13 protein-coding genes, 1 tRNA gene and 1 pseudogene are annotated in these 18,396 nt (G+C 61.4%); 14 read left to right on the forward strand and 1 reads right to left on the reverse strand.

Translation table 11 applies throughout. The features are described 5' to 3' along the window. The first annotated feature begins 81 nt into the window (after positions 1-81). From BANAN_RS02255 to BANAN_RS08695, 5 genes and pseudogenes are all read left to right on the forward strand, one after another. Positions 82-2,202, forward strand: coding sequence for a PspC domain-containing protein (locus BANAN_RS02255; RefSeq protein ID WP_014697329.1), 2,121 nt, complete (start codon positions 82-84; stop codon positions 2,200-2,202). Positions 2,203-2,218: 16 nt separating this feature from the next. After that, positions 2,219-2,860, forward strand: a complete 642-nt coding sequence (locus tag BANAN_RS02260; RefSeq protein WP_014697330.1) for an ABC transporter permease — start codon at positions 2,219-2,221, stop codon at positions 2,858-2,860. A gap of 290 nt (positions 2,861-3,150) precedes the next feature. Next, positions 3,151-3,534, forward strand: a pseudogene (locus BANAN_RS02265) (PLP-dependent transferase); the annotation flags it as partial. 237 nt (positions 3,535-3,771) lie between these two features. Next, entirely contained in the window at positions 3,772-4,518 is a 747-nt protein-coding gene (locus BANAN_RS08690) for a PLP-dependent transferase (protein ID WP_014697332.1), read from the forward strand. Next, positions 4,515-4,997: a PLP-dependent transferase gene (locus BANAN_RS08695; RefSeq protein WP_014697333.1), complete on the forward strand. Its 483-nt coding sequence runs from the start codon at positions 4,515-4,517 to the stop codon at positions 4,995-4,997. The genes BANAN_RS08690 and BANAN_RS08695 overlap by 4 nt, the downstream gene beginning before the upstream one ends. 73 nt (positions 4,998-5,070) lie before the next feature. Here the strand turns inward: BANAN_RS08695 and BANAN_RS02280 are convergent. Further along, positions 5,071-5,144, reverse strand: a tRNA-Pro gene (locus BANAN_RS02280). Positions 5,145-5,371: 227 nt separating this feature from the next. Here BANAN_RS02280 and lysS point away from each other — a divergent pair. The 9 genes from lysS to BANAN_RS02320 all read left to right on the forward strand — a co-directional run bounded on the left by lysS (position 5,372) and on the right by BANAN_RS02320 (position 18,353). Then, complete coding sequence (gene lysS / locus BANAN_RS02285; protein WP_041776957.1) at positions 5,372-7,036, forward strand: lysine--tRNA ligase; 1,665 nt, start codon at positions 5,372-5,374, stop codon at positions 7,034-7,036. A gap of 150 nt (positions 7,037-7,186) precedes the next feature. After that, the gene (locus tag BANAN_RS02290) at positions 7,187-8,254 is read left to right on the forward strand and encodes a YML083C domain-containing protein (protein ID WP_014697335.1); all 1,068 of its coding nucleotides are present in this window, start codon (positions 7,187-7,189) and stop codon (positions 8,252-8,254) included. A gap of 612 nt (positions 8,255-8,866) precedes the next feature. Next, positions 8,867-9,100, forward strand: coding sequence for a hypothetical protein (locus BANAN_RS08460; protein ID WP_014697336.1), 234 nt, complete (start codon positions 8,867-8,869; stop codon positions 9,098-9,100). A gap of 13 nt (positions 9,101-9,113) precedes the next feature. After that, a complete protein-coding gene (locus BANAN_RS08465) occupies positions 9,114-9,281 on the forward strand; it encodes an inner-membrane translocator (protein ID WP_014697337.1) in 168 nt (55 codons plus the stop codon). Positions 9,282-9,284: 3 nt separating this feature from the next. Next, positions 9,285-11,123, forward strand: a complete 1,839-nt coding sequence (locus BANAN_RS02300; protein WP_014697338.1) for an ATP-binding cassette domain-containing protein — start codon at positions 9,285-9,287, stop codon at positions 11,121-11,123. A gap of 478 nt (positions 11,124-11,601) precedes the next feature. Continuing rightward, on the forward strand, positions 11,602-12,957 hold the full coding sequence (locus BANAN_RS02305; protein ID WP_014697339.1) for a C45 family autoproteolytic acyltransferase/hydrolase: 1,356 nt from the start codon (positions 11,602-11,604) through the stop codon (positions 12,955-12,957). Positions 12,958-13,154: 197 nt separating this feature from the next. Further along, positions 13,155-14,513: a C1 family peptidase gene (locus BANAN_RS02310; protein WP_014697340.1), complete on the forward strand. Its 1,359-nt coding sequence runs from the start codon at positions 13,155-13,157 to the stop codon at positions 14,511-14,513. Between the two features lie 104 nt (positions 14,514-14,617). Continuing rightward, positions 14,618-16,741: an APC family permease gene (locus BANAN_RS02315; protein ID WP_014697341.1), complete on the forward strand. Its 2,124-nt coding sequence runs from the start codon at positions 14,618-14,620 to the stop codon at positions 16,739-16,741. Positions 16,742-16,859: 118 nt separating this feature from the next. Beyond that, a complete protein-coding gene (locus tag BANAN_RS02320) occupies positions 16,860-18,353 on the forward strand; it encodes a S10 family peptidase (RefSeq protein WP_014697342.1) in 1,494 nt (497 codons plus the stop codon). Positions 18,354-18,396: the final 43 nt, after the last annotated feature.

Raw genomic sequence — 18,396 nt, forward strand, 5'->3', positions numbered from 1 at the left:
GGGTGCCTCAGGTGGAAATCAGGGTCGGAATCAGGGTGTCCCCCGATGCCTGAGCAATCCGCCGTCTGCTGTAATGGAACCATGAGCAACGCAAACCACAATCCACAGCAGCCGCAGGGCGAGCCCCTCGGCAACGGCCAGCCTGCCGGCCAGTATGGTCAGCCTGGGCAAGGCCAGTATTCTCACACCTCCTACAATGCCAACACCACCTACAACACCAACTATGAGAACGGGCGTCCTAAGCCGAACGCCAAGAACGGTGGCGAGATCTCTGAATCCTCGTTCTTCCGCTGGATTCGCGAAAGTGGCGTGCAGCGCACGAACAATCGCGTGATCGCAGGTGTGTGCGGCGCCATCGCGCAGGAGCTCGGCTGGAACGTCACGCTCGTGCGCGTGCTCATGGTCGTGCTGGCATTCATGGGCGGCGCCGGCGTGTTCTTCTACGGGCTCGCCTGGGCGCTGCTGCCCGATGAATCCGACGGGTCGATCCTGCTCGAAGACCTCATCCATGGGCACTGGAACTGGTCGTTCATCGGCGTGATCCTATGCATCCTGCTTTCGGGCGTGTTGGTTGTGCCGTTCTTCGGATTCCACGGTGCCGTGAACATGATGCCGATTCTGCTTTCCGCACTGGCCATGTACCTCGTCATCGACCACGGGCGCCGCCGGTTCATGCAGCCGAACTCCATGAATGGCGGCATCGGTGGGAACGGCGGCAGCACGGGTGGCTATGGAGGCCCGGCACCGGTTCCTCCCATGCCACCGATGCCCAATGCGGGCGAGCGCCCCGCCGGCCCCTTCATGCCGGCCCAGCAGCCGGGCGCCTATCCGAATGCCGCACGTTATGGCATGCCGGCGGCCGCCCCGCAGAACATCGGATACACGCAATATGCGCAGCCCGCGCAGCCCTTTCGTGGGGAACGGCCGAATGTGACCCAGCCAGAGTCGCAGTCGTCAGCGCAGCAGTCCGCTGACGCAGGTACGCCAACCGTCAATATGCCACCAGTCGCCGCTGACAGTGCATCGGCGCAAGGGTTCCGGCCAGCGCAACCGCAGTCCGCGAGCCAGAGCGCATATCACTACACCTACCACTACGAGCCCAAGGACTACACCTACGAATACCGGGGCGCAACGAAGGCACGTCGTAAGCCTGCAGGGCCGGCGGTGGTGCTGCTATTCCTCGGGCTCCTCATTGCGGGCATGGCGGTGGTGCCCCTGATCTGCGGTTCCGCCGGCAACGGCTCGTTCAGCACATTGTTTGGGGCGTCCCGTGGCGCGGTGCTGTTCATCGGCGGCGCATGCTTGGTGCTCGGTCTCATCATCGTCGCCTTGGGGTGTGCCGGCAGACGCACCGGCGGCCTGCACCCCTTCGCATGGACGCTCATGTTCCTCGCCGTGATTGCGATGTGCTTCGGCGGCACAGTGGCGACGGCGAACTCGCTGAGTCCTTACTTGGCCAAGGATTACACGCATGTCAACGTGGGCAAGACGTTGGTGATCGACTCGTCGAAGGCGAGCATGGAGACATTGCGCAAGGGTATTGCCGTGCAAGGCGAAGGCTACGCGAAATCCACGCTCACCATCGACCTGACGAAGTATGCCGAGCACAACAAGGCGAAGCAGGTTCGTCTCAACGACGGGCAGACCAGAACTACGTACTGCCCGGTCGAGACGATTCCGATGACGGTCACCGACGCCAAGGTGACGGTCAAGATTCCTTACGGATGCTCATGGGGTTTCAACGTATCGTCGGGCATGATGAGCACGTGGAATTCGATTGACGCCCAGGGAGGTCTGCTTGCCACCGGTGTGGGCAGCGATCGGTCCGGTGCCGGCTATGACTGGCTTGGCGACGACGACCACGGCAACGGCTGGGACATTCAGGCCGGCCGCTCGGGCTTCCAAATCTCTGGTGCCCACCCCGACGGCAACGGCATCAGCTCGTGGTACAGCATGACCGGCGACATGAACGAGTTGTGCGAGAACGTCGGGTTTGGCGACGACATGAACCACGCCGTCACGAAAAACACCGACCCGCGCGTCAAGCAGCTCGCCGAGAACGGCTATTACTGGCCGTGCCTCACCGACAACGCGAAAAGCGTGGCACACACCGAGCTCAACATCTCACCCCGCCTGCTGCGCAACGCCTCGGTGACGGTCTCCTACGGGGGCGACATCGCCGACTCCGCGAAGAAACACTGATTGAAAGGAGCCTGACATGAAGAAGCAATCTGATTCCAACGACGCCCAGACGCCGTACGACGAGACCACCGAAGTGTTCGCTGTCGAAGAGCCGCTCGACGAGACCGTGGAGATCGACGAGCAAGTCGACCTCACAAGCACCACGCAGATGCCTGCTGCGGATGCCACCGCATCTGTCGATATGAATGCTCCTCTCTATGCGCAATTTGCCGGGGACGCCGACGAGGACTCAGGCCTCGGCAACGACGGCGGAAGCGATGACGGCGGAGCCAATGCCAGCAGTGCCGAACCCGGTGGCGAGCCCGTCGACGATGACCTGACGATCCCGATGCAGGTGACCGATACCTCACATCAGGCGAGCACCGGAGAGAGAGCACCGCAGAACATCCCGCTCTACCAGGCGCCTCCGCAGCGCAAACCGGAGCCGGAACGGCCGAAGGGGGCGAGCGCGGGCACCATCGTGTTCGGCGTGGTCGTGCTGCTGTTCGGCGCGCTCACGGTCACGGTCGGTCTGCTCATGAACTCGTCGATGTTCTCGTTCGTCGAGTTCAACCGGATCACCGGTTACCTGTTCGCCGGCCTCGGCATTCTGCTCTCGCTCATCGCCATCGTGATGGGCGTCTCCAGCCACTGGCGCAACAAGAATCGCAGTGCGTGACAGCCGGATGCCACAGACGTTCCCACACACCCACCAGAAAGGAGCCCAAGCGTAAGATCATATTCTCAATCTCCTAACATCTTCACTTGAAACCCGCTATAGATGCGCTCTATAGCGGGGTTTTCGTTGCGATCCCGCGTATTTGCAGACTCCTATAACCTGCGCGTATAACCACGCCGGCATTCGTGCGTCTGAACGGCGATACAGTGGCGCCCGTGCCTGACAACGACGGATGCGGGCACGACCCAGACCAATAGCACTCAGACAATCCATGCTGTACAGGAGGTGCCATGACCCAGCTGAACACCAAACTCGTCCACGGCGTACCGGTGACGGACAACGCCACCGGCGCGGTGAACCCGCCCATCTACAATTCGTCCACCTATGCCTTCGAATCGGTCGAGTCCATGCCACGCTGGGACTATGCGCGCAGCGGCAATCCCACGCGCGATTTCCTGGAACGGCAGATCGCTCAGCTCGAACACGGTGTGCGCGGTTTCGCCTTCGCCTCAGGGCTCGCAGCGATCCACGCAGTGCTGTCGATCTTCGCACCGGGCGAACGCATTGTGGTCGGTTCGAACATCTACGGCGGCACCTACTCGCTGTTCAACGAGCATTTCAACCGTTGGGGGCTCGTCAGCTACTCGGTGGACACGCAGGACCTGCGCGAGCTGATCGAAGACCTCGACCAGGCGCTCGCCATCGCCACCAGCCGCGCGCAGGCTCCGCAATCGCTCGAGCTCGCGTCGCTCTTCTGTTAATCGTTCCCTCGCGCATATGACTGCGCCACTGACAGACTGGCTTACCATGACCCATTTCTCCACGCTGGCCATTCACGCCGGCTATGATTCCGCGGACTGTACCAACGGCAACGCCGCGGTGCCTCCGATCTACCTTCCGCCGCCTTCGACATGCAGTCCGCGGCACACGGCGACGCGCTCTCGGCAGGTGCCGCAGAGGGCTTCTCATACTCCCGTGTGGCCAATCCGACACTCGACGTGCTCGAACGTCGCATCGCCGCATTGGAGGTCGGCCGTTCCGCCGTGGCCTTCGCCTCCGGCATGGCGGCGGTCTCCGCGGCGTTGCTGTGCGCGGCGGAAGGCGGAGGCCGCATCATCACCGCACGGAATCTGTACGGCGCCTCCGTCGATGCGATGGACAGCCTGTTCCCCGAATTCGGCATCGAGACCGATTTTGTGGATGACATCAACGACCTTGCCTTGGTGGAGTTGCTGATCGGGCCGGACACGCGCGCAATCTTCGCCGAGTCCGTCGCGAACCCGTCCACCGAGGTCGCCGATGTCGCCGCGCTCGCCAGCGTCGCGCATCGGCATGGCATCCCGCTCATCATCGACAACACGGTACCCACGCCCTACCTGTTCCGGCCGATCGAACTGGGGGCCGACGTCGCCGTGCATTCGCCCACGAAGGGGATCAGCGAGCATGGCAATGCGCTCGGCGGCATCGTCGTCGATGCCGGGCGTTTCGACTGGGCCACCGATCGCTACCCGCAATTCACGCGACAGGGGGTGGGGGTCAGTGACGACTGCAACGATGGCTGGCACAGCTTCGCCTCGAAATTCGGCATCGACGCGTATATCCGACGTGTGCGCATATCAAATACCTGCGCACATTCGGCGCGGTCGCCTCGCCGGTGAACGCCTACCTGCAGCTGCTCGGAGTGGAGACGCTCGCTGTGCGCCTGCGCCAGCAGGTCGCTTCGGCCACCGCAATCGCCGAATTCCTGCAAACCATCCCGCATGTGCGCGCCGTGCACTGCTCGGGATTGGCGTTGGCCGGGGATGGCCATGCGGCGCTGCAGTCGGCCTCGCAGAACGAGCTCGTGCGCCGTGATTTTCCGCGTGGCGTGGGTGGCGTGCTCAGTTTCGAAGTGGATGGCGGCCGTGAGCAGGTCGCGCGGATTCTCGATGGCACCCACGTGTTCGCCTATGTGCCGAACATAGGCGATGCGCGCTCGCTCATCGTCGATCCCGCGCGCATCACACACCGCGAGGTCTCGCCGCAATTCCGTCGGATGAGCGGTGTGGGCGACAATCTCATCCGCCTGTCGATCGGATTGGAAGACACGGCCGACCTCATTGCCGACTTGGAGCAGGCGATACACGGCGCCTACTGAGCGCGGAACTGCTGTAAATGGAAGTGCAAATGGAAGAAGGGATTGCCTCCATGCGGAGACAACCCCTTTCGCGTCGGGCTGGCGAGATTTGAACTCGCGGCCTCTTCGTCCCGAACGAAGCGCGCTACCAAGCTGCGCCACAGCCCGATGTTGCTTTTGCGCAACAGAAAGTTACTGTACGACGTTTGGTCGACTATGGCAATTCGTCGGCGTGTTGCATGTGGTCGATCATGCGGAAGACTCCGTGAATGGCACTGTTTTCCAGCACTTTCGCGGTCTGTCTCACGGAAGGTTCCGTATGTCATGGCATGCGCGCGTTCGCTCAGGGAGGCCGGGCGGGGGAGTGTAGCGAGTCTTTATTAGACTGTTGCGCTATGACTGAAGCGAATGAATCTGCAGATATCACTGTGGAAGAAGAGGTAGTGGCCGCCCCCGAGATAAGCACCGTGGAGCGCGCGGAAATGCTGCTCAACCAGGACGAGGCGATTTTCAAGCGCGTGCAGGAGGGCGCCTCGCTCGACGAGGCCGTGGATCCGTCGAACAAGGAATTTGGGCCGCTCGCGCACCCGGAGCAGGTGCAGACCCGTGTGGCCAAGCGCGCGATGATGATCAAGGACGGCATCAATCCGTACCCGGTGAATCTCGACGTCACCACGACCATCGACGCCGTGCGTGCCAAGTATGACGGCAAGCTCGAAGCGGGCGCCGAGACCGACGACATCGTCGGCGTGGCGGGCCGCGTGCTGTTCATTCGCAATGCGGGCGGACTGTGCTTCGTGCAGCTCGCCGCCGGCGATGGCACGACGATCCAGGCCATGCTCTCGAAGAAGCAGATCGGCGCGGACTCGCTCAAGCAGTTCAAGCAGCTGGTGGACCTCGGCGACCACCTGTTCGTCAAAGGTCGCGTGATCGCATCGAAGACCGGCGAGCTGTCGATCTTCGCCGATGAGTGGGCCATCGCCGCCAAGGCGCTGCAGCCGCTGCCGACGCTGCATAAGGAACTCAACGAAGACACGCGCACGCGCAAGCCGTACATCGGCATGATCGCCGACGAGAAGATTCGCAACATGGTGCGCAATCGTTCCCGTGCGGTCGCCTCGCTGCGCCGCACCTTCGACGAACACGGATTCCTCGAGGTGGAGACTCCGATGCTGCAGACCATTCACGGGGGTGCCGCGGCTCGTCCGTTCACCACGCATATGAACGCCTTCGACCTCGATCTCTACCTGCGCATCGCGCCCGAGCTCTTCCTCAAGCGCTGCCTCGTGGGCGGCATCGAGAAGGTGTTCGAGATCAACCGCGACTTCCGCAACGAGGGCGTGGACGCCACGCACGCGCCGGAATTCACGATGGTCGAGGCCTATGAGGCCTACGGCAACTACGACACGATCGCCAAGCTCGTCAAGGAGCTGATTCAGAAGACCGCCATCGACGTGTTCGGCTCCACCAAGGTGACGCTGCTCGACGGCACCGAGTACGACTTCGGCGGCGAATGGAAGACGATGAGCATGTACGACTCGCTGTCGGAGGCGCTCGGCCAGCAGATCACGCCGGAGACCAGCGTTGAGGAGCTCGGTGCGATCGCCGACCGTCTAGGTGTGGAGCGCGACGAGGTGGAGAACCATGGCAAGCTCGTCGAACACCTGTGGGAACACTTCTACGAAGACAAGCTGTACGAGCCGACCTTCGTGCGCGACTTCCCGGTGGAGACCTCGCCGCTCGTCAAGGCGCACCGCAGCAAGCCCGGCGTGGTGGAGAAGTGGGACCTCTACGTGCGCGGCTTCGAGCTTGCGACAGGCTATTCCGAGCTCAACGACCCGATCGTGCAGCGTGAGCGCTTCGTGGCACAGGCCAAGGATGCGCTCGCTGGTGACGAGGAGGCCTGCGACATCGATGAGGACTTCCTCGAGGCGCTCGGCGTCGGCATGCCGCCGGCAGGTGGCATGGGCATGGGCATCGACCGTCTGCTCATCGCGCTCACCGGCGCCACGATCCGCGAGACGATCACGTTCCCGCTGGTCAAGCCGCTCAACAACTGAGCCGTGCATTCGCTGAAGGCCGCCTGTACTCTGGAAATTATCTCCACAGATTATAAGGCGGCCTTTTCCATGCCGCCGTAATCTCTTCGGGTATGATGGGCCTCATGTTGAGATGACTGCCATCGCAGTCGGAACATGTAAGGACCGAATATGAATCCAAACGAGAACAATGGCGCGCAGCCATCGAGCGACCTGCCGCCGTATGCCCAGCCGACGCCGGCCCAGCAGCCGGCACAGGGCTCGCCGTCCCTCCAAGGGCAGCGGCCTGCGTATGCCAACGCACAGTCGGCACCACAACAGCCGCAATCCGCGCCGCAGACGCCGCACGCCGCATCCCAATTCGCACAGGGTGCGCCGGCTGGCACGACCACGGTGGATGTGAAGGAATCGGTGAACAGGTTCGCGGACTCGCTCGGCAAGCAGCATCTGAAGATCGGCAACTATGAGGTGGCCTACGGCAATCTGGTGACCGTTGTCGGCGCGCTCCTTGCGGTCATCGGCGTGTTCCTGCCGTTTGCAAGCATCAGTGCCTTCGGTGTCTCTATGTCTGTGTCGCTCATGCCACATGGCGATGGGTGGATCCTGCTCATCGGCGCCGTCGTGATCGCCGTGCTCGCCGTGTTGCGGCAGGAGATCGCGGCACTGACCGTCACGATCATCTACACGCTGCTCGTCATCTACGAGATCGCCGGCGCCGGCAGCAAGATCTCCCAGTCAGGTTACGGCACGCTTCTCCAATTGAGCTATGGCGCCGGCATGTGGCTGCTCATCATTGCGATCATCCTCATGCTCATCGGCACCATCTTCGCGTTCTACAACAAACAGCGTGCCAAGAACGCCCAGAATGGTGCGCCGGCGATGCCTGTGCAGAATCCGGTATACGACGCTTCGTACCAGAACAACGGCTGGCAGTTCGGCGTTCCCGCCCAGAGTGATCCGAGCAATGTCGACAATAGCCAGTGGCAGTTCGGTGTCGAGAATCCGCCGGCCGGTGCGGGCGTACAACAAGGCACGCCTATGGCACCGGCCCCAAATGCGGCTGCACCGGTTCCGCCGGCAGTGGCCCATGAGCCATTCAATGCTGCGCCGGCCGCCTCTGCAACTCCGGCAGCACCAGCTGCACCGGCAGCACCGGTGAGCCCTGCAGCTCCCGCCGCGCCGGCCCAGCCCACCATTCCTCCCGCATCGCAAGATCCGGATTCACAGGACGCGCAGTAATCCGCCTGTACATGCCATCCGGCATCGCGCAGGACATTGTCGAGGCCTCTTCAGGTAAGTCACCTGGAGAGGCCTATTTGTATTCTTTTGTATTCTGCGCCCATCATATTTCCTGCCACTCCAGCGGTCATTCGGCGCGTATCGTCGCAATCTGGCCATTGGGGAACTCGTCTCATTGGCCATTGTTCGCATCCGCAACTCATCTGGCCATTGGGAGGGGATACCAGATGCCAAATGGCGGCGTCGCATTGATTCTGTCGGTCTCCTCGTGACCTCCTACGCAGTTTGACCAGCGAACGACGTTGTTCGATGGTCGGATTTCGCGATTCGGCACATTTTTGTCGTTTGAGGGGGAGTGACGCTCGCCGAATGCCGCGTGCAGCTGGGTATGGGCCGTCGGAATCGCGCATGGCACCCAGTTCGCACAATTGCGCCGGAATTACGTCGCCGTTTCCCGTGCAATGCCGGTGCTCAATAGAACGTCATAACGAAAACCTGTAAGGAGGGCCGTGTTTCCGCGGTGATTGCGGGGTACGCTCGCGGTATCGACACACGCCATTCACATCATCCAAATATCTGCATGTTCCTCGCATGCCAACCAGAAGGAATACCATGCCCACTCGTAGAGAGCAGTTTCATAACATCGCCCGCAAATCGGTTCCCGAAGGAGAGCCGACCCATCTGACCAGCGCATGGCAGCATCTCGTCGGCCATGAGTACGGTGCCGAGGAGTTCGCCAAGGCCTACCTTGATTTCGTGGCGCGCTGGGATTGGGACTGGGTGAAGATCAATCCGCGCGCCGTCTACTATGCGGAGGCGTGGGGGAGCCGAGTACGACCGCAATGACTATGCCGGTTTCGTGGGCGGCATGAATTCGCCGGTGGGTGCGGTGTTCGGCTCAATCGTTCTGATCGGCGCTCCCAAGCTGTTGCGCATCGTGCCGCAGGCGCGCATATTGGCCTACGGCGTGCTGCCCGTCGTCATCATCATGTTCCGGCCCCAGGGTCTGTTCGCAAGGAAAGGATGATTCATGAGCGACCATAACACTCTCCAGACGGCCGTGCAGGGATTCAAGGCGGGCCAGGTCAAAGGGCCGGTCGAATCGGTGGACCCGTACTCGGCGGAACTTGAGGCATTCGGCGGAGACCCAGTGGCCTATGCGCAGCATCACCGCGAGGCTGTGCTCAGCGAACCGGTGGTGCTCGGCGTGCGCAATCTCACCAAGTCCTTCGAGGGTCTCAAGGCGGTGGACGGCGTCTCCTTCGACCTGCATTCCGGCGAGGTCATCTCGATCATAGGCCCGAATGGTTCAGGAAAATCGACCACGATCAATCTGATTTCGGGATTCCTGGCACCGGACTCGGGCATCGTCGACATTGACGAACAATCCATTGCAGGGTCGAGCGCGGCCACCGTGAGCAAGCATGGTCTGGCGCGCACATTCCAGAACGGCCGCGTGTTCGGCGCGCTCACCGTGAACGAGAACATCGCACCCGGCTACCGCAAAAAGCTCGAGGAGCAGCGTCCGTTCAAACAATTGCAGCGCTATCCGTTGCTGCGGTGGGTGAATCTGCTCTCCGAAGCGGCGGTCGCGCTGGTGCACGGGCCGAAGGTGCGGCGCGAGCGTGCCGATGTGCGCGACCGCGTGGGCATGGAAATCGACCGGTTCAGGGAACGGCTCGGCACGCGTCGCGACGATTTCACCTACACATTGTCGTATGCGAACCGCCGTCGCACCGAGATCGCCCGCGCGCACATCAGCGAGCCGAAGCTGTTGCTGCTCGACGAGCCGACCGCCGGCATGAACCAATCCGAGACGGCGGAAGTACTTGAGCAACTCCAATATCTCAAGGCGCAGGGGCATACGATTTTGCTCGTCGAGCATAAGATCGAGCTCGTCACGGCCCTCTCGGACCGCGTCATCGCAATGGACGGCGGCAGAACCATCGCACAGGGCGAGCCCGACGAGGTGCGCCGCGAACCACAAGTCGTCGAGGCGTATCTGGGCAAGCACCGCGAGCTGCACACCACGACGTCGGCTCGGCATAGCGGCGTGCTCGGCAAGCAGAATGCAATCGAACACGGCCAGCTCGCCGACGCGGAACGGGAGGGGGATGCGAACATCGTGCGCGATCCGTCGCGTGTGCTTGGCAAGCCGGCATTGCTCACACTGGACGGCGTCAACGTGTTCTACGGCCAGGTCCATGCACTGCAGGATGTCTCGATCGGCGTGCCGAAGGGCTCAATCGTTTCACTGCTCGGCGGCAACGCGTCGGGCAAGTCCACGACCATGAAGACGATTCTCGGACTCAATCAGCTCAAGAGCGGCACCATCACCTTCGCAGACCGCGATATCACGCGTGTTCCGACCCGCTGGCGTGTGCTTGACGGTATTGCGGCGGTGCCCGAGGCGCGCAGGATCTTCCCGCAGATGACGGTGCGCGAGAACCTGCTGGCCGGTGCCTACACACGCACCGACAAAGCGGGCGTCGCCGAGGATCTCGAGCGGATGTATGAGCGGTTCCCGCGCCTCGCCGAACGCAGATCGCAGCAGGCGGGCACAATGTCGGGCGGCGAACAGCAGATGCTCGCGTTCGCGTGTGCGTTGATGAGCCGCCCGAAGCTGATCTGCATGGATGAGCCGACGATGGGCCTGTCTCCCAGACTGGTGGAGGAGGTGCTCGAGCAGATCGCCGCACTGTGTGACGAGCTCGGTCTCTCCGTGCTCATGGTCGAACGGCAGGCCGAACTTGCGCTCTCGATAGCGGACTACGGCTATGTGCTGCAGAACGGACGCATTCGCCTGCACGGGCGCGCAGACGACCTGCTCGCCGACCCGCGCATTCGGGAAGCGTATCTGGGCGGCTGACGTATAGGGATGTGCCGGTTCAACGCCGCCCATGAACGCACAAGCCCACCCGTACGGCCCGTACGGGTGGGCTTGTGCGTTGGAAGCGGTGTAGATTGCGGGAAAGACACGTGTGGCAAACGCATGAGACGGCAATGGATTGGCGTGCAGTTCAATACGAACTGTCTAATAAGAAATACTGTGTCGTGAGGTCGTGGCCTCGGCGGTGCCCTTCGTTGGCTCTGTGCGGCCATGGTATGCCGTGATGCGGAACCCGTGCCGCCGGCGCGCAGATGCCTGTGTCATATGGTCATATGGTGTTCTGGGTGCATGGGGTCAGGAGGCAAAGGTGCAGGTTTTAGGAAGACAGAGTTCGGAAAATATGCTGTTTTTGCCTTTTAATATTCCGCTCAAGGGCTATCTGCCTCAAGGGTAAACAAAATGAGGCCGCGTGTCCGGCTCCCTATGCTGTTGGGTAGTTCCAACAAAGGGGGATGCAATGGCATTGACCAGCGAACAGCAACAGATCGTGGACAAGGCCACGCTCACGAAGACCAACGGATGGCAGTACCTGACCGTTGAGGGAAGCCCGTACGAGATCGGCTTCGAGCACGGCTACCTGCTCACCGACGAGTTCAAGGACGCCATTCGCGTATACACGCATATGACACTCGAAACAATGGGCATGGACTACTCGTTCTTCGTGGAGCAGGCCGTCAAACTGCACAAGAGCAAGATTCCGGATGAGTACATCGAGGAGATGCAAGGCATGGCCGACGGCTTCACCGCCGGTGGTTTCGAGACCTCGCTCGACGATGTGATCGGCTGGAACGCCTGGATGGAGCTCACCGGCTACTGGTGGCCACAGGTCGCCGCAGAGTACTCGAACAACCCGCCAGCCGGACCGAAGGGTTCGCATTGCACCGGCTTCGTGGCCACCGGTTCGGCCACGGTGGACGGCCGTCCGGTGATCGCACATGAGAGCTTCGATGATTTCTGGAGCGGCCAGTACTTCAACATCTGCGAGGTGATCAAGCCTGCGAAGGGCTTCGCCATCAAGATGCAGACCATTCCCGGTTACATCAGCTCGATGACCGACTTCTATGTGACCGCAGCGGGTCTCGGCATCACCGAGACCACCCTCGCCGGCTTCGTTGGGTACGATGTGGACGGCGTCCCCGAGTATGTGCGCTCGCGTCAGGCCTCGCAATATGCGAAGACGATCGACGAGTGGATCAAGATCGAGAACACCGGCAACAACGGCGGCTACGCGAACATCTGGATGCTCGTCGACGCCAACACCAACGAGATCGCCCGCTACGAGGAGGGCCTCAAGCACCAGGAGCTGCTGCGTACCAAGGACGGCTACTTCTACGGGTGCAACGCCGCGCACAATCCGCGCATCCGCAATCTCGAATGCGTCGACAACGGCTACAACGACCCACGCCAGCAGACCGGCGGTCGCCGCACGCGCCTGGAGAAGCTCATGCCGGAGGTCTCGGGCAAGATCGACGACGATATGGCCAAGAAGATCCTCGCCGACAAGTTCGACCCGTATCTGGGCTACGAATGCGCCAGCTCGCGCGACATCTGCGCCCATTACGACTGCGACCCGATGTACTACGCGGACGATCCGCACGGCGTGTGGAACGTGCCGTTCTTCCCGGGTGGTTCCTGCGATGGCAAATGCGCCAGTGCAGACGATATAGAGAACTTCCGCATGTGGGGCATCTTCGGCCGTGCCGACGGCGAGCCGTTCGACGCCGATGCGTTCCTGGAACAGCACCCACAGTGGAATTGGCAGAAAGGTTACTTGAAGAGCCGTCCAAGCCAGCCTTGGACGCTGTTCGACTGATATTCCCGCAACAGTATTGCCGGAGGGAATGCGCGTGACATCCGCATGGGAAAACCCGCCGGCATGGTCCGTACGAAATTCGTGCATCCGGTTCGTCAGATGCTCTCGTTATGCCGCATATGCATACATATACGCCGTGCGCCGGCAGCCAACGGAATCCGGATGGTCATTCAACAATCAACAACGAAGGTCAATAAATGGAATTGACAAAGCAAGATCTGTCGCAGATGGCAGAGGCATATAAGAAGGATTCCGCCCAGCAAATCGCGGAGCAAGCGGTCAAGAACAACGGCATCCATGCGTCCAGCGAGCGTGAGCATGTGGTCGTGACCGAGAACAACTTCGTGTTCTCGGTGGACGTCGACAGCGAGGCCGTGGCGAACCAACGCCAGTCCGGCCGCTGCTGGATGTTCTCGGCTCTCAACTTCCTGCGTTTCCACATGGAGAAGAGCCTCAAGTTGCCGAAGGGCAGCTTCCAGCTCTCGCAGAACTACAACTTCTTCTATGACAAGCTCGAGAAGTCGAACTTCTTCATGGAGAACATCATCAAGTACGCAGGCTCCGATCTCAACGACCGCCGTGTCGACTTCCTGCTTGCCACCCCGCAGCAGGACGGCGGCGACTTCGACCCGATCTGCGCGCTCATCGAGAAGTACGGCGTGGTGCCGCTGGAGGCCATGCCCGACACCGCGGTGACCAAGAACACGTCGGAATTCAACGCCGTGCTCAACCGCGTGCTGCGTGAGGACGCGTTCAAGCTGCGCAAGCTCGTGCGCGAAGGCAAGTCGGAGAAGGAAGTGGACGACGCACGTCGTGCCATGCTCTCCGAGATCTACCGCATCCTATGCGTGAGCTTCGGCGAACCGCCGAAGACCGTGGACTTCGAATACCGTGACACCGACAAGAAGTACCATGCAGACCGTGGTCTGACCCCGCTCGAGTTCTACAAGAAGTACCTCGGCGATGTCAAGCTCGAAGATTACGTGGGCGTGATGAACCTGCCTGTGGAGGGCATGGAATACGGCAAGATGTACACGATCGACATGACCGGTGAGGTGCTGGGCTCCAAGCGCAAGCTGCACTATGTGAACGTGCCGATCGACGTGATGAAGGAAGCGACGATCAAGCAGCTCAAGGCCGGCGAACCGGTGTGGTTCGGTTGCGATGTGCTGCAGGACTCCGACTTCGTCAAGGGCATTCTCTCGCTCAACCTCTACGACGTGCAGAAGATGTTCGGCATCAAGTTCGATATGGACAAGGGCGAACGCTTCCAGTACAACCAGAGCCTGCCGACGCATGCGATGACGATGGCCGGCGTCGACCTCGACGCCGACGGCAAGCCGATCCGCTGGAAGGTGGAGAACTCGTGGGGCACCACCGCGCATGGCAAGCCGGTCGGTCACCAGGGCTACTTCATCATGGATGATTCGTGGTTCGACCAGTACATGTACGAGGTGGCGGTGCGCAAGGAGTACCTGCCCGAGGAGTACCAGAAGGCGCTGGAGACCGAGCCTGAAGTGCTTCCGTATTGGAACACCTTCAACCCGGAGCCGTGATACGCGAGACCCGAAGGAGTCCCGTCCGTAATCGATAGCGTTGCAGATGCCGCTCGGCCAATCACCGGGCGGCTCCTGTGCGCATGGACGTAAGCCAGGAAAACATGAGTGATAAAACGAAATCCAAATCCGGCGCCATAGTCAAGGGCGCCAAGGGAGGCACCGGCAACCTCACGACGATCGCGTTGATCATGATGAACGTCACAGTGATCGCAGGTCTCGCCAACGACGTGCAGCAGTCGTTCTACGGCCTCTCCTCAGTTACCTTCTTCCTGATCGGCGGGCTGCTGTTCTTCCTGCCGACTGGTCTTGTGGCGGCTGAACTCGCATCCGGCTGGAGCCAGCGTGGCGGCATCTTCCGCTGGGTCGGCGAAGGCATCGGCGTGTTCCCCGCGGTCGCCTGCCTGCTGATTCTGTGGTTCCAGACCACGTTCACCTTCGGCTCCGGCATTCCGTCGATGTCGGCCACGATCGGCTTCTTCACCACGAAGTACGATTGGGCCGTCGACTTCGCCAAGAACTCGCATTCGTGGAAGGTGACGCTGCCGATCATGATCGGCTGGCTGGCCTACTACTGGTTCTGCTGCTTCCTCGCCACGAAGGGCGTCAAGACCTTCAGCAAGATCGCGCAGTACGGCGTCATTCTCGGCACCTTCCTGCCGCTGGGCGTCATGACCATCCTGGCCGTCGTCTGGCTGTGCCAGGGCCACACGCCCGCCATCGACATGGCGCCGAGCGCATTGGTGCCGAAGTGGGAGGGCATGTCGACCCTCGCATTGGCCGCAGGCGTGTTCTTCTCGTTCGCCGGCATCGATATGAACGCCGCGCACATCAAGGACCTCAAGAAGCCGAACAAGCAGTTCCCGCTCGCCATCTTCGTCTCGATGATCCTCGCGCTGCTCATCTTCATCGTCGGCACGTTGATCATCGCCATGGTGATCCCGAACAAGCAGATCAACCTGCTGTACACGCTGTTCGCCACCTACCGTGCACTCGGCGCGACGATTGGCTTCCCTGATCTCTACCTGGTGTTCTGCTGGCTCGGCATGCTCAACAGCTTCGCCGCGCTGATCACGAACCTCGCAGGCCCCTCCTACATGCTAGGACAGGCCGGCCGTTCCGGCTTCCTGCCGAAGTTCCTGCAGAACAACAACAAGCATGGCATGCCGAGCCGCCTGATGTACACGCAGATGGCATTGATGACGATCATCGCGTTCATCGTGTTCCTGCTGCCGAACGTGGAGGGCTTCGTCGCGCTGATCACTCAGGCGATCACGATTCTGTACCTCACCTACTATGTGCTCATGTTCGTGGCGTTCCTGCGTCTGCGTTACCAGCAGCCGAACCGCCCGCGTGGCTTCAAGGTGCCCGGTGGCATGGCCGGTGCATGGATTGTGGCCGGCATTGGCATCCTTGCCTCCGTGTTCGGCATCGTGCTGGCGTTCTACCCGCCGGCACAGCTTGCCGCCGAGGTGGGCTCCGGTGCCACCTACGACCTGATCATCATTGGATTGCTCGCATTCGTGTTCATTGCCTGCGTGCTCATCTACCGTGCCTCCCGCAAGCATGATTGGGCTGATCCAACCAACCAGTTCGCGCCGTTCACGTGGCAGATTGAGGGGTTGAAGAAACCTTCCAAGGCGCTGTCGAACATTCCTACCGCATTGCTTTCCGAAGGTCAGAACCCGATGGGCCTGCCGATCAAGAAGCACTACGACAAGGATGAGATGATGAAGGACCTGCCTACGGGTAAGGATCCGAAGCAGGGTGAGGTGGCGGCTGCGCTGCTCAAGAAGCAGGGCATCACCGAACCGTCCGAGCCGGCCAAGGTCGCCTTGGTGGGAGACCCCACTGTGGGCGTCAAGACGGTGTCATACGAACCTGAACCCGTGCATACGAACGAATCGGGCGACATGATTCCTCAGCCCACCGCGGCCGATGTCTCAGCGGCCCCGGTTCCCACTGATGCGGCGGCCGATGCTCGCCGTGCCGAGGCCGAGGCCAAGATTGCCAGCCAGGATGCCCATGAGTACCACAACGAGGCCGTGGCCCTTACCGATGAGGCGAAGGACGATGTGATGTTGTCGCAGGACGCCCACCGCGTTCAGGTGGACGAGGCCGAGGCGCATGAGGCACAGGCTGCAGTCAAATCCATCGACTCCATCAACGCGGATCAGGCCGTCGACCCGACCAAACCGGCGGACGATCCGTCGCAGCCCAAGCACTGAGCTCAGGCGTTCCTAATGCGCAGGCGGCCCCGTGAACGTCACGGGGCCGCGCATGCGCCAAATTCTTCGGTGCGCGGGGCATTTCCTCCCATGCACCATACAAGCTAAGGAGTATTCCATGGCAAACAATACAGAAGCAACCAAGAACGAAGCCGGCAACGACGAGCAGAAGAAGCCGCTCGAGCCGCTGCCGCAGGCAGCCACGAAGCAGTACACGTGGACCGGCGCCGACGGCAAGAAGATCAACTACACCGCCACCGCGGAAATGATTCCGGTGCGCGCCGACGACGGCCAGCTCATCGGCCACATGTTCATGTTCTCCCAGGTTTCCGATCAGGAAGACAAGTCGGATCGTCCGGTGACGTTCTGCTGGAACGGCGGCCCCGGTGGTGCCTCGTACATGGTCAACATCGGTGGCATGGGCGCCAAGCGCGTCAAGACCGATGGCATGGCGCACCTGAAGGGCGTCGGTGAGGTCGAAGACAACCCGTATTCGCTGCTGCCGAGCTCGGATCTCGTGTTCATCGATGCGTTCGGCACCGGCTACTCGCATGTGGATCCGAACTACGACGCCAAGAAGGTGTGGGGTGTCGACGGTGACGGCGATGCCTTCACGCGCGGCATCATCGCATGGCTCACCAAGTACGACCGCATGAACAGCCCGCACTACCTGTACGGCGAATCCTACGGCACCATGCGCAACGCCGTCGTCTACCGCATGCTCGGCGAGCATGGCGTCGGCGTCGCAGGCATCACCGAACAGTCCACCATTCTCGACTACGAGCCCACGCTCTCCGGTGAGGACGACTACTACATGGGCATGTTCCCCGTGTACGCCGCCACCGCCAACTACTTCAAGAAGGCCGGGGTGGGCGTCGACCAGTACGAGTGGTACGACAAGGCGTTCGACTATGCGAACAACACGCTTGCCCGTGCCCTGACGCTCGCCGACGCATTGCCGGCGGACGAGATGAAGAAGATCGCCGGCGAGATGAGCGAGTTCATCGGCCTGCCTGCCGACTTCATCGAAGAGAAGGGCCTGCGCATCGAACTCGACACGTTCCGCAAGAACCTGCTCAAGGCCGAGGGTGAGACCACCGGCCGTTACGACACCCGCTTCACCACGTACGGATATCAGGACGTGCAGGGCGACAACGAGTTCTTCGCCGGCGAGGATCCGTCGTACGACGCGATCAACGCCGCCTACCTCGACGTGTACATGAAGATGCTCGGCGACATGGGCTTCAAGGGCTACGAGAACTATGAGGGCCTCTCGCTCAAGGTCAACTCGAGCTGGAACTGGACGCATCAGGCTCCAGGCACCATGGGCTCCCCGCAGGTTCCGAATGTGGCCTACGATCTTGCCACTGCGCTGCGTCGCAACCCGACGAGCCGCATCTGCGTGCTCGGTGGCATCCACGACGCTGCGACGCCGTACTGGAACGTGCGCCACGACATCAACAAGCTGTTCCTGCCGCAGGCGCTCAAGGATCGCATCGAGTACCATCTGCACTCCAACGGCCACATGCTGTACTGCGACGAGGTGGCTCTGGCTGCGGCCGGCCCCGAACTTGCCGCCTTCTACGACAAGCGCCATGAAGACAAGGACTGATTTGTCCGGCGCGTCCCACGCCAAGGAACCGCAGTACTTGATC

The sequence above is a fragment of the Bifidobacterium animalis subsp. animalis ATCC 25527 genome (assembly GCF_000260715.1).
GTDB classification, from domain to species: Bacteria; Actinomycetota; Actinomycetes; order Actinomycetales; family Bifidobacteriaceae; genus Bifidobacterium; species Bifidobacterium animalis.